Annotated in this window: 10 protein-coding genes, 1 pseudogene and 1 riboswitch; of the genes and pseudogenes, 6 read left to right on the forward strand and 5 right to left on the reverse strand. The window is 45.2% G+C overall.

Annotation, left to right across the window (positions count from 1 at the left end):
• The first annotated feature begins 3 nt into the window (after positions 1–3).
• The gene (locus HU824_RS15160; RefSeq protein ID WP_176469270.1) at positions 4–1,176 is read left to right on the forward strand and encodes an iron-containing alcohol dehydrogenase; all 1,173 of its coding nucleotides are present in this window, start codon (positions 4–6) and stop codon (positions 1,174–1,176) included.
• Positions 1,177–1,256: 80 nt separating this feature from the next.
• Here HU824_RS15160 and HU824_RS15165 read toward each other — a convergent pair whose 3' ends face one another.
• Together HU824_RS15165 and HU824_RS15170 are read right to left on the reverse strand one after the other, a co-directional pair.
• A complete protein-coding gene (locus HU824_RS15165) occupies positions 1,257–2,831 on the reverse strand; it encodes an Rne/Rng family ribonuclease (protein WP_136011173.1) in 1,575 nt (524 codons plus the stop codon).
• 234 nt (positions 2,832–3,065) lie between these two features.
• Positions 3,066–3,341 carry an HU family DNA-binding protein gene (locus tag HU824_RS15170; protein ID WP_005826750.1) on the reverse strand — a complete coding sequence of 92 codons (276 nt, stop codon included), beginning with the start codon at positions 3,339–3,341 and terminating at the stop codon, positions 3,066–3,068.
• Between the two features lie 157 nt (positions 3,342–3,498).
• Between HU824_RS15170 and mutY the strand changes: the two genes are divergently transcribed.
• The 4 genes from mutY to HU824_RS15190 all read left to right on the forward strand — a co-directional run bounded on the left by mutY (position 3,499) and on the right by HU824_RS15190 (position 7,092).
• The gene (gene mutY, locus HU824_RS15175) at positions 3,499–4,539 is read left to right on the forward strand and encodes an A/G-specific adenine glycosylase (RefSeq protein ID WP_176469271.1); all 1,041 of its coding nucleotides are present in this window, start codon (positions 3,499–3,501) and stop codon (positions 4,537–4,539) included.
• 72 nt (positions 4,540–4,611) lie between these two features.
• Positions 4,612–5,067 (forward strand): single-stranded DNA-binding protein, encoded by a 456-nt coding sequence (locus tag HU824_RS15180; protein WP_176469272.1) that lies wholly within the window; start codon positions 4,612–4,614, stop codon positions 5,065–5,067.
• A 23-nt stretch (positions 5,068–5,090) separates the two neighbouring features.
• Positions 5,091–6,440: a gliding motility-associated protein GldE gene (gene gldE, locus HU824_RS15185; protein ID WP_176469273.1), complete on the forward strand. Its 1,350-nt coding sequence runs from the start codon at positions 5,091–5,093 to the stop codon at positions 6,438–6,440.
• A 22-nt stretch (positions 6,441–6,462) separates the two neighbouring features.
• Positions 6,463–7,092 (forward strand): 4'-phosphopantetheinyl transferase superfamily protein, encoded by a 630-nt coding sequence (locus tag HU824_RS15190; protein WP_136011169.1) that lies wholly within the window; start codon positions 6,463–6,465, stop codon positions 7,090–7,092.
• 308 nt (positions 7,093–7,400) lie between these two features.
• Positions 7,401–7,604, reverse strand: a riboswitch (cobalamin riboswitch).
• Positions 7,605–7,927: 323 nt separating this feature from the next.
• Here HU824_RS15190 and HU824_RS15195 read toward each other — a convergent pair.
• Both HU824_RS15195 and HU824_RS15200 read right to left on the reverse strand, forming a co-directional pair.
• Positions 7,928–9,724, reverse strand: coding sequence for an ATP-binding protein (locus HU824_RS15195; protein WP_136011168.1), 1,797 nt, complete (start codon positions 9,722–9,724; stop codon positions 7,928–7,930).
• Positions 9,699–10,388 (reverse strand): response regulator transcription factor, encoded by a 690-nt coding sequence (locus HU824_RS15200; RefSeq protein WP_176469274.1) that lies wholly within the window; start codon positions 10,386–10,388, stop codon positions 9,699–9,701. The genes HU824_RS15195 and HU824_RS15200 overlap by 26 nt, the downstream gene beginning before the upstream one ends.
• 309 nt (positions 10,389–10,697) lie before the next feature.
• On the opposite strand from HU824_RS15200, the gene HU824_RS15205 reads away from it, so the two are divergent.
• Positions 10,698–11,894, forward strand: coding sequence for a hypothetical protein (locus HU824_RS15205; RefSeq protein ID WP_176469275.1), 1,197 nt, complete (start codon positions 10,698–10,700; stop codon positions 11,892–11,894).
• Positions 11,895–12,242: 348 nt separating this feature from the next.
• On the opposite strand, the pseudogene HU824_RS15210 reads toward HU824_RS15205, so the two are convergent.
• Positions 12,243–12,369: pseudogene (locus HU824_RS15210) on the reverse strand (IS4 family transposase); the annotation flags it as partial.

Raw genomic sequence — 12,369 nt, forward strand, 5'->3', positions numbered from 1 at the left:
ACAATGAATAATTTTGTTTTTTATAGTCCTACGGAGTTTGTTTTTGGCAAGAATACTGAAGTGCAGGTCGGTGCATTGGCGCGTAAGTATGGTGCGCAAAAAGTGATGATAGTGTATGGAGGCGGTTCTGTCGTATGTAGCGGACTGCTGGGGCGTGTAAAGCAATCTTTACAGGAAGCTGGTGTGGCTTATTGCGAAATGGGAGGTGTCCGACCTAATCCCGTTGACGGGAAAGTGTACGAAGGTATTCGGCTTTGTCGTCGTGAACAGGTGGATATGATGCTTCCTGTGGGGGGTGGTTCGGTCATAGATACGGCGAAAGCCATTGCTGCCGGAGCCCTGTATGATGGCGACTTCTGGGATTTCTTTATCGGTCGTGCCAAGGTGGAGAAAGCGCTGAAAGTAGCCGTGGTGCTGACTATCCCGGCTGCCGGAAGCGAAGGCTCGGGCAATGCGGTAATCACCAAGACAGAGACACTCCAAAAACTGGGTCTTTGCGCTCCTGAGCATTTGCGTCCCGTATTCTCCGTCATGAATCCTGAACTGACCTACACTCTCCCGGCTTATCAGACGGCTTGTGGTATTGCCGACATGATGGCTCACATCATGGAACGTTACTTTACGAATACTTCGGATGTGGAAATCAGTGACCGGCTTTGCGAAGGTACCTTGACAGCTATCATTAAAGAGGCTTACCGAGTGAAACTGCAACCGGACGACTATGCCGCGCGTGCCAACATTATGTGGTGTGGCACTGTGGCGCATAACGGAACTTGTGGGGTAGGGCGTGAGGAAGACTGGGCATCCCATGCACTGGAACATGAAATCAGTGCTATCTATGATGTAGCCCATGGTGCCGGTCTGGCTGTCATCTTCCCTGCCTGGATGACCTTTATGGCGGAACATAATCCGGCAAAGATTGCCCAGTTTGCCCGTCGTGTTTTTGATATACCCAAGTCCGATGATTTGGAAGAGATGGCTTTGGCAGGTACTGCCCGTCTGAAACACTTTTTCCGTTATATGGGTTTGCCGGTCAGCTTTAAGGAGTTGGGCATTGAACATCCCGATATAGACCGTATGATTGCCAGCCTGCAGCGCAATAAAGGCGAACTGCTTGGTAACTACGTGAAGCTGACCATGACCGATTGTAAGGAAATATATCGCTTGGCTTTATAGCGTACGCTGCTTTTCGGGAAGAATTTCCCGAAGGAAGGATTAAAAAAAGCGGTGAAGACAAATACTCTTCACCGCTTTTTTTATTTGATTTCGATTTCTTCCTTCATGTCTATCTCTTCCCCTTGCAGGTCGTAGAATACATATTCCAGAAATGCAAGTTTCTGGCTTGGAATAATCTTGATACCAAATCCGTACTTCATCTGCCACTTCCGTTTCAGGGAGACGAGTCCCTGATTGACATAGGCTGCAATGTACGGGTGGATGTGTAACGAGAATTTCTTTATCTTCAATTTGTTGACCAGATAATCAATCTTACTCTCTAAGGTGTCCGTAAAGAGGATGGACGATTTGATGGTGCCTTTGCCGAAACAGGTGGGACAGGTTTCAGTCGTATTTACATCCATAGCCGGGCGCACACGCTGGCGTGTAATTTGCATCAGTCCGAATTTGCTGAGCGGCAGGATGTTGTGACGTGCTCTGTCTTTCTGCATATTGGCACACATACGTTCGTAAAGCTTCTGTCGGTTTTCGGCTTCGTTCATGTCGATGAAGTCCACCACGATGATACCACCCATATCCCTTAGTCTGAGCTGGCGTGCCAGTTCGTCGGCTGCACCCAGATTCACTTCCAGTGCGTTAGCCTCCTGCCCGTTGGCATTCTTGGTGCGGTTACCGCTGTTCACGTCTACTACGTGAAGCGCCTCAGTATGCTCAATAATCAGGTAGGCACCACTTTTGTATGAAATGGTCTTGCCGAATGACGACTTGATTTGTTTGGTGATGCCAAAATTGTCGTAAATGGGGAGTTGTCCTTTGTACAGCTTCACGATTCCTGCCCGTTCAGGGGCGATGAGGGTTACGTAATCCTTGATTTCGTGGTACACTGCCTCGTTGTTCACGTGGATGTTTTCGAAGGAAGGATTGAACAAGTCACGCAACAGTCCTACGGCGCGGCTGGTTTCTTCGTAAATCAGTGTCGGAAATTTGGTGGCTTTCTGTACTTTTGTGATGGCATCTTCCCAATGTTTCAGTAATACTTTAAGCTCTCCGTCAAGTTCGGCTACACGTTTTCCTTCGGCCACAGTGCGGACGATGACACCGAAGTTCTTCGGTTTGATGCTCATCAGCAGTTGCTTGAGGCGTGCGCGCTCTTCGCTCGATTTAATTTTTTGTGATACGGAAACCTTGTCGTTAAAGGGAATCAGTACGAGGTATCTTCCGGCAAAGGAAAGTTCGGAAGTCAGTCGCGGCCCTTTGGTCGAAATAGGTTCCTTGACAATCTGCACCACTACTTCTTGTCCTACCTTGAGTGTGTTGGAAACCGTTCCGTCCTTTTCAAGGTCGGGAAGTATGGTTGCTTTGGTAATGGGATTCAGCTTCTTTTTGTCGCTTAAAGTTTGCTTTACGTACTTCTCTAACGAGTTGAATTGAGGACCCAAGTCCAGATAATGAAGAAAAGCGTCTTTCTCGTAACCCACGTCCACGAAGCAGGCATTCAGGCCAGGCATCAATTTCTTGACGCGTCCCAAATACATGTTGCCCACTGAGAAGGAAATATTTCTTCCTTCGCTCTGGAGTTCCACCAGCTGCTTGTCTTCAAGCAGTGCGATGGATACCTCTTTGGGCTGTACGTCTACAACGAGTTCGCTTGTCACAATAATTGGCTTTTAAATGATTCAATTTACTACTTAAACAAAGAACAAACCCGCGAGATATTTTGCTTCACAAGTTTGTTCTTTATTTTGTCCTTCAGACTAAAAATTACTTTTTACTTTTATGTCTGTTCTTTCTTAGTCTTTTTTTACGCTTGTGCGTAGACATTTTATGTCTTTTTTTCTTCTTTCCGCTTGGCATAGCTTCAAAATTTTATGGGTTAATACTATTGTTTATTATTTCTTCACTGAGAGGGTGAACGTTTTTGCAGGCTTAAATGCCGGAATGTTATGTTCCGGAATGATTATTGTAGTGTTCTTGGAGATGTTGCGAGCAGTTTTCTGAGCTCTTTTCTTCACTACAAAACTACCAAACCCGCGGAGGTAAACATTTTCATCTTTGGATAAAGATGCCTTTACTGCGTCCATGAATGCTTCAACGGTTGTAAGTACGGTTGTCTTATCAATTCCGGTGTTCTTTGTAATTTCGTTTACAATATCAGCTTTAGTCATTTTTCTTTAAAAAAAATATTATTACTATAGTTTTCCTAATTTTTTGGACTGCAAATATATAGCTTTTCCGTGTCTCTAAAAAATATATTTCGGACAATTTTCTAAAAAAGTCTTGGCATTAAGCTTTGTTAGGTTGAAAATGAAGTATTTTTGTAGCATGAATATTTTTAGCGGAACATTGTTGGACTGGTATGCGGAGAATAAACGCGACCTTCCGTGGCGAAATACCACGAACCCTTATCTGATATGGATTTCTGAAATCATCTTACAACAGACGAGAGTGGCGCAGGGCTATGAGTACTTTTTGCGTTTCATAAAACGCTTTCCGGATGTGGCATCGCTGGCTGCTGCGTCTGAGGACGAAGTGATGAAATATTGGCAGGGCTTGGGGTACTATTCCCGTGCCCGTAACCTGCATGCCGCAGCCAGAAGCATGAAGGGGACATTCCCGAAAAACTACGTTGAGGTACGTGCTTTGAAGGGAGTGGGGGATTATACGGCAGCGGCCATCTGCTCCTTTGCCTATGACATGCCTTATGCGGCGGTCGACGGGAATGTGTATCGGGTGCTTTCCCGCTATTTCGGCATTGATGTTCCCATTGATTCTACTGAAGGGAAAAAGACTTTTACCGCTTTGGCGGGTGAGGTGCTCGATAAATCCAGGCCGGCAGATTATAACCAGGCAATTATGGACTTCGGAGCCGTGCAGTGTACGCCGCAGTCGCCCAACTGTCTGTTTTGTCCTTTGTCCGGCAGCTGCCGGGCATTGTCTGAAGGAAAAGTGCAGCAACTGCCCGTGAAGCAGCACAGAACCAAGACCACCAACCGCTATTTTAATTATATATATGTACGCATGGGCGCGCATACCTTGATACATAAGAGGACGGAGGACGATATCTGGAAAAATCTCTTTGAATTGCCTCTGGTTGAAACGGAAAAAGATTTATCCGAAGAGGAATTTCTGGCATGTCCGCAGTTTCATGCGCTGTTTGCAGAGGGAGAGGTGCGGATGGTCCGTACACTGCTTCGGGGGGTGAAACATGTATTGTCCCACAGAGTGATTTACACCAACTTCTACGAGGTTACTCTGCCCGATAATTCGAGCTCCTTCTCAAGTTACCAACGGGTTGCAGTCGAAGATTTGGGCCGTTATGCGGTACCCCGGCTGATACATGCTTTCTTGGAGAAATATGTATAAAAGTTGTTTGTATTCTTGCATGGTGTGAATATTCTCGTTAATTTTGGCAGCAAATTAATAAAATAGAAGCTTATGTCAGTAAATAAAGTGATATTGATAGGAAATGTGGGACAAGACCCTAAAATAACCTATTATGAAGGTGGAAACTGTGTTGCCCAGCTTTCTTTGGCCACTACGGAGAAAGGATACACTTTGCAGAATGGTACGCAGATTCCGGACCGTACCGAATGGCATAACTTGATATTCCGTGGCCGTTTAGGCGAAATCGTTGAGAAATATGTGCACAAGGGCGACAAACTTTACGTGGAAGGTAAGATACGTACTCGTTCTTATGATGATCAGGGAGGTATCAAGCGCTATGTGACCGAGATATTTGTCGACAATATGGAGATGCTGACTCCGAAAACTGCAACTCCCGGTGCTGCCCCTTACGCGCCGCAGGCGGGTGCGACGGCCCGACCGCAACAACCAGTACAACCGCAGGCTGCCCCTGCACAAGATAACCCGACGGACGACTTGCCGTTCTAATTGTTTAACTAAAACCAAAATCTTTGGATCCAGACGCTTATTTATGCCAGTTGGCAGATGTTTTTAACGGTATATCCGTACAGACTCCTTCTATTTCGGCCATTGTAGCCATTGTGTTGGCAGGTTTGCTTTTGCTTGTTTCCGGTTTTGCATCAGCTTCCGAAATAGCCTTTTTCTCTCTTTCTCCGTCAGACCTGAATGCAATAGCGGAGAGAAAGCATCCTTCGGATGAGAAAATCAGTAATCTGCTGGACAACAGCGAACGTTTGTTGGCAACGATTCTGATTACGAACAACTTCGTGAATGTAACCATAATCATGCTCTGCAACTTCTTCTTTATGAATGTGTTCCAATTTCATTCTCCCATTGCAGAGTTCCTCATTCTGACAGTAGTCCTTACATTTTTGCTGTTGCTTTTCGGTGAAATCATGCCTAAGATATATTCGGCTCAGAAGACGCTGGCTTTCTGCCGTTTTGCCGCTCCCGGCATCACGTTTTGCCGTTCCGTATTCTATCCGATGGCATCTATGCTGGTACGTTCCACTTTTTTCTTGAACAAGCATGTGGCCCGCAAGAACCATAATATATCGGTTGATGAACTTTCACATGCCTTGGAACTGACTGATAAGGCGGAACTTTCGGAGGAGAATAATATTTTGGAAGGCATCATCCGCTTTGGCGGAGAGACTGCCAAGGAGGTCATGACCTCCCGCCTCGATGTGGTGGATTTGGATATTCGTACCTCTTTCAAGGATGTGGTGAAGTGTATTGTGGAGAATGTTTATTCCCGTATTCCCATCTATGCAGACAACTGTGACAATATCAAGGGGGTGCTTTACATCAAGGACTTGCTTCCTCACCTGAACAAAGGGGACAATTTCCGCTGGCAGTCGTTGATTCGCCCCGCTTACTTTGTGCCTGAAACCAAGATGATTGATGATTTGCTGCGCGACTTCCAGGCAAACAAGATTCATATTGCCATTGTAGTTGATGAGTTCGGCGGTACGTCGGGAATTGTCACTATGGAGGACATTATCGAAGAGATTGTGGGTGAGATTCATGACGAATATGATGATGAAGAACACACGTATGCTGTACTGAATGACCACACGTGGGTGTTTGAAGCTAAAACCCAGCTGACCGATTTTTATAAGATAACGAGGATAGATGAGGAAACGTTCGATGAGGTGGCAGGGGATGCCGATACACTTGCCGGACTTCTGCTGGAACTGAAGGGAGAATTTCCTGCTCTTCATGAAAAGGTAACCTACGACTGTTATGAGTTCGAGGTGCTGGAGATGGACAATCGCCGTATCTTGAAAGTGAAGTTTACAATAAATGTCCCGGCAGCCCCCAATGCTTCTTCTCTTTAATTATTAATTTTTTAATTGTTTCGTGCCTCTTTTTTTGCAACATACTGCTCCTTCCTGCCGATGGGGAATTTGGAAAACGGAGGAATCTCCGGAGGAATTACTGGCTATGCTCCCTCATCAGGAAGTGTACCGAGAAGATATGTTGCGTTTCACCGCGGCACACCGCCGTCTGGAGTGGCTGGCTGTCCGCGTATTACTTTATACGCTGTCTGGAGAAGAGAAAGAGATTGCTTATCATCCCAGTGGGAAACCTTATCTGGCAGATGCTTCCGCCTCCCTCAGTATTTCGCATACAAAAGGTTATGTGGCTGTTGTTTTGGGATTGCCGGGTCGGGAAGTAGGCATTGACATCGAGCAGTATGGTGAGCGGGTAAGGAAGGTGGCGCATAAATTCATGCGCGAAGATGAACAGCCGTCCGTATTTCGGGGAACCGACATTTGGTCACTGTTGCTGCACTGGTCGGCCAAGGAGACAATATTCAAATGCCTGAATGCTTCCGAGGTTGATTTCCGCGGACATATGCGCATTTTGCCTTTTGCTGTAAATGAAAGCGGCATATTCTCCGCCGAAGAATATCGTACGGTGGAGAAACGTCGGTTCGCTATTCATTATTATTTGTTTCCGGATTTTGTCTTGACATTGAGCTTGTAAATCGCTTACAGTCTTTCCGGCGGGTGGCTATAAATCCGCCCATTGGTGGTCGCTCATGGCACCGGTGCCCGAGTCGGTGATGAGATTGATATATAAACCTGTTCTGATTTGTGTTGGAATACGTTGTAGTGGGCCTAAAATATGACTTTTTGTAATACAAATGTCCGGGCGAAATCACTTCGGCCGGACATCATCAAATAAACTTGGCAGAGTTTATTACCTTCTTTACTTTCTCTGAATAAGGTTTGATGAATGAAATGATGGACGATTTGCCCGGTTCATTAGACTCAACGCTTTTTCCTCGAAAGCAATGATAAAATGTGCATGGCAGGTCTTCTGACTTGTTTCTGTTGTAGACGCCTTCCCGGAAGAGTGTTCCAGTGGCATAGAGGGTGATTGCCTGCAACATTGTGCGAAACTTACAGCAGCGGGACTGTTCAGGATTTACACCTGATTCCCTTTTAATCGCTTTCCCTGAAGAGGGGGAGCGAACCAATGCATGACAAAGATAGGGATTCTTTTTGAGAAAACAATTCTATGAGTGATAAATTTTCTTCCCCGCTCTCTTTCTTTCTGCCGACAAGTTGGCAAGGTTTTGCCACCTTCTTGGCAAGACTTTGCCGCCTTGTTGGCAAAGCTTTGCCATAGTCATGGTAAAAGCTTGCCAAAAGCATGGTGATAAGTTGGCAAAACCACTCTCTGATTAATAACGACTTAAGATGATTTGCGCAATCCGTTACATCAGTAAGGTGAAAACCGATACAAGCCACACTTGCCACAAGAACCTTCTCCGGAGGTTTGCAAAGCATGTTGTTTGGTGTGGTAAAACGGGCTGTTATCTCTCTTTTGCCAGTGTGAATACAAACTCCAGTCCTCCGCCTTGGTTGTTTTTTGCGGAGATGGTACCTCCATGGATGAGGACTGCATTCTTCACTATGGCGAGTCCCAGGCCGGTGCCTCCTAATTTGCGCGAGCGTCCTTTGTCTACACGGTAGAAGCGTTCGAACAAACGGTTCAGATGTTCGGGAGAAACACCGATACCGGTATCGGCAAAACTGAAATAATAGTAATTCTCGTCTTCGCGGAAACAACTGATGTTGATGTGTATGTTGGTGCCGGCATAAGCGATGGCGTTGTCCATGAGGTTGCGGAAGGTGGAGTAGAGCAAGGAGTAATTTCCCCGCAGCTGTATCTTCGGTTTCAGGGAGTTTACAATGGTGATTTGTTTCTGTTCCAGTTCCAGGGACACTTCGTTGATGATGTTTGCAACCAGCATGCTGATGTCTACCTTTTCCATGTCAATCATATTGGCGGCTTCGTCCATACGAGTCAATACGGATATGTCGCGTAGTAGGCGGCTCAGGCGGTTGCTTTGCGCGTAACAGCGTTCCAGGAAGACCTGCATTTTTTCAGGCGCAATGTTTTCGTTGTTTACGATAGTTTCCAGATAACCTTGTATACTGCTTACGGGAGTTTTCAGCTCGTGGGCAATGTTTTGGGTCAACTGTCGTTTCAGCCGTATTTGCTCCTCTTCTTGGGTTATGTCGTTGATGGAGATTTCAAAGCTGAGGTCTTGGAAGATGATGCACTCCACGATGAAGGTGCGTCCGTTCTTGTTGATGTGGATGGACATTCTTCGTTCTTCGTTGTAGGAGGGGCGTCTCTGAGCCTTGTTGATGAAATCTGTTATCTTCTGGAATTCGCAGATGGAGAATATCTCTTCGGTAGTTTGCAGGTTGGAGTCTGAAATCAGATTGCCGTATTGGGTGAATAGGTTGTTTACCAATATCTCCTTTTTGTCTCTGTTGAATACGCCCAGTCCTTCGCGGGAGGTCTGCAAGTGGGTGATGAGCTTTTCGCGTTCGATGTAAAGCGCCTCTTTCGTTTCGCGCAGGTGCTTGTATATCTGTATGATGTGCTGTGAAATCTCTCCAAGTTCATTATGGGGGAAGGCCGTTTGTATATCTATTTCTACAGGCTCGTTTTTGTCAGCTCTTTTGGCAAATTCGCGCAGATGATTGATGGCACTGCCTAGTTTGGAGGTGAATCTGTAGAAGATAAATATCAGCAGCAGTGATACGATGACTGTGAACCAGATGTAGTGTGGGTCGGCAGCCAGGCTGTTTATCAGGTTGACATTATAGGGCAAGGCCGAACGGATGATGTAGTCTTCGTAGACTGTGGCTGAATAAAAATAGGTTTTGCCGGTGGTTTCCGAAATGCGCCGCATGTCATATCCCTTGCCGTTTTTCAGGGCTCTCTGTACTTCAGGCCGCTTGATGTGATTGCCCAAGTCGTGGTTATTGTTCCGGGAGCTGTCAAACAGTACGTTGCCGTGTAGGTCTACCACCGTGACACGCAGTTCCTTGTCCATCTGTTTGGATATGTAGCTGTTCAGCAGGGAAGTCCATATACTGTCGGGGAGGTGATGCAATTCTTGGTGCAGTCTGCCATTATAGTCTTGCAGCTGCATGTCCAGCAACTCTACTTTATATTCTTTCTCTCGCTGATATTGGTAAGCAATGAAGCATGCGGCGAATGCTAGAAACAATGAGATGACGGAAAGAAACAGTTTCCGGCTGAAGGACAGAAAGTGCCTGTCTTTATTATTCGGTTTCGAAGCAATACCCATATCCCAAACGTGTTACGATGCATTTGCCATAAATTCCGATTTTCTTGCGCAGACGTGTGATGTTCACGTCGATGGTGCGGTCCAGCACATATACTTCGTCGCTCCAGATGCGGTTCAGTATGTCTTCGCGGGAGAATACGCGTCCTTTGTTCTGCAAAAGCAGCAATAAGATCTCGAATTCCTTTTTGGTGAGCGGTGCCTCTTCGCCATCAATGCAGACTTTTTTCTTGATGATGTCCAGCACCAGCGTCTTGTAGGAAATCTGTTCCGGTGCATGCTCCGTTTCTCCTTGCCAGGTGCGTCTTAGTACGGCCTTGACACGTGCCGCCACTTCGCGTAGCGAGAAGGGTTTGGATATGTAGTCGTCTGCTCCCAGGTTGAAACCGGTCACTGTGTCGTTTTCCGTATCTTTGGCAGTGATGAAGATGATAGGTATCCGAGCCGTTTTTTTGTCCTTTTTCAACATGCTTGCCATTTTGAAGCCGGAAATTTCTCCCATCATCACATCCAGCAATAAAAGATTGTAATTGCAGATGTCCATCTTCAGCGCTTCTTCGGCAGAGTTTGCCGTATCTACTTCATATCCTTCGTTTTCGAGATTGAACTTCAGGATTTCACATAAATCTTCTTCGTCGTCCACTACTAAAATACGGTAATCATTCATTGCTTTGTTGTTTATGTATGATAAGGGTAAAACAGTTCTCTTGTCACAAAGTTAAACTTTATTTTTTTTTATTGGCAAAAATAGTGCAATCCGAATGCAGAATTTTCATGTTTATATGAAAAGTTATGCTGAGGTGCAGACTATTTTTACTTTCTTTAGTGCAAAAGTGAGGTAAAATTGTTACAGAATGATGAAGCAAGTGTTACATTTGGGTTACATTTAGTTCTTGTTTATCTAAGAAAATCAAAAGCGTTTCTAAAAGGACCGTTCCATTAAAATATTATCTTTGCTTCGTAAATACTGAATTGTATGAAAGAACTTATGTACATCAAGAGTTGCTCTAAGAGGCGTTTGCCGGTTATTGTGGGAACTCTGCTTTTGGTGATAATCGGCTCTGTCTGGCTGAATACAGCTCCTTTCCGTTCGGGCTTTGAGATTGCGGATGAGTTGGGCGGTAATATATTCCCTTCCAGTATCCTTTCGGTGGCGACTACCGACGCTCAGGTCATCGTGCCGGCGGATTCCATGTACGTGGGCAATCCGAAGTCATGCATTGCTGTCCGCATCCGTTCGAGGAATGCCTACAGCCGGGTGCGGGTAGAGGTTGCGGAGACTCCGTTCTTTTCCCGTTCCGTGTCGGAGTTCGTACTGGCAAAACCGCGTACGGAGTATATCATCTATCCTGATATCATATGGGATTACGAAGCTTTGAAGAACAACAACCAGGCGGAACCCATCAGTGTGGCCGTTATGGTAGAGATGAACGGGAAGGATTTTGGGCAGCGGGTACGCACTTTTTCTGTTCGCAGCATCAATGAGTGTCTGTTGGGATATGTCACGAACGGTACAAAGTTCCATGATACCGGTATCTTTTTTGCAGCTTATGTGAATGAGGAGAATCCTATGATTGACAAGCTGCTGCGTGAAGCGCTGGATACGCGTATCGTCAACCGTTTTTTAGGCTATCAGGGAGGTGCCGAAGTGGTGGACAGGCAGGTTTATGCCTTGTGGAATGTACTGCAGAAGCGTAAGTTCCGTTATAGCTCGGTCTCCAATACGAGCCTTTCCAGCAATGTGGTCTTTTCACAGCGTGTGCGCACGTTCGATGACGCCTTGGAATCCTCGCAAATCAACTGTGTGGATGGAAGTGTGCTTTTTGCTTCTCTGCTCCGTGCCATCAACATAGAACCTATATTGGTGCGCACCCCGGGGCATATGTTTGTAGGATACTACACGGATTCCAGTCATAAAGACATGAATTTCCTTGAAACAACCATGATTGGTGATGTGGATTTGGATGATTTCTTTCCGGACGAACAGTTGGATTCGACGATGGTGGGAAAGTCACAAAACCAGATGTCGCGCATTACCTTTGACAAGTCCAAGGAGTATGCCAATAAGAAGTATGCACAGAACAAGGAAGGTATTCATTCCGGCAAACTGAACTATATGTTTCTGGAAATATCCAAAGAGGTGAGAAGGAGAATACAGCCGATAGGAAAGTAGGGTTGAAGGGATCTGCTTTTGTTAACGGATTGTTAATAACTGTCGTAATCGATTTCTGTGCTAATTAATAGTTGAACACTGTTTTTGGATAATTTGTAGATTTGTTTGGTTAATTATTTGTTGTAAGTGTGAAATTAGATTTCTTTTTTTAGTGGGCTTTATCGGTTTTCCTGGAGTAATAGTGTCGAAAAAAAAGAGGTGATAAATGTCTTATTGCTCTAATTTGTCTTTTTTATATTTCATATATATCGAGTATGTGTATAAAATAGTTGTTTGTGACGAGAAATTGCCTTGTTTGTTAGTCAATATGATATATTTATAATAAATGTGGTTATTATTAAATCTTTGTTAAGTACATGACAAAAATTTGAAAACATCGAATTTTGGGGTATAAGTCGGACGCATAAGTATGGTCGAAATCTCTTCCAATCCATATTTGACAAGCGACTTTGCCTTTCTTCCATGTTTCAGAATC

The sequence above is a fragment of the Bacteroides sp. L10-4 genome, from assembly GCF_013373675.1.
GTDB lineage: Bacteria > Bacteroidota > Bacteroidia > Bacteroidales > Bacteroidaceae > Bacteroides > Bacteroides muris.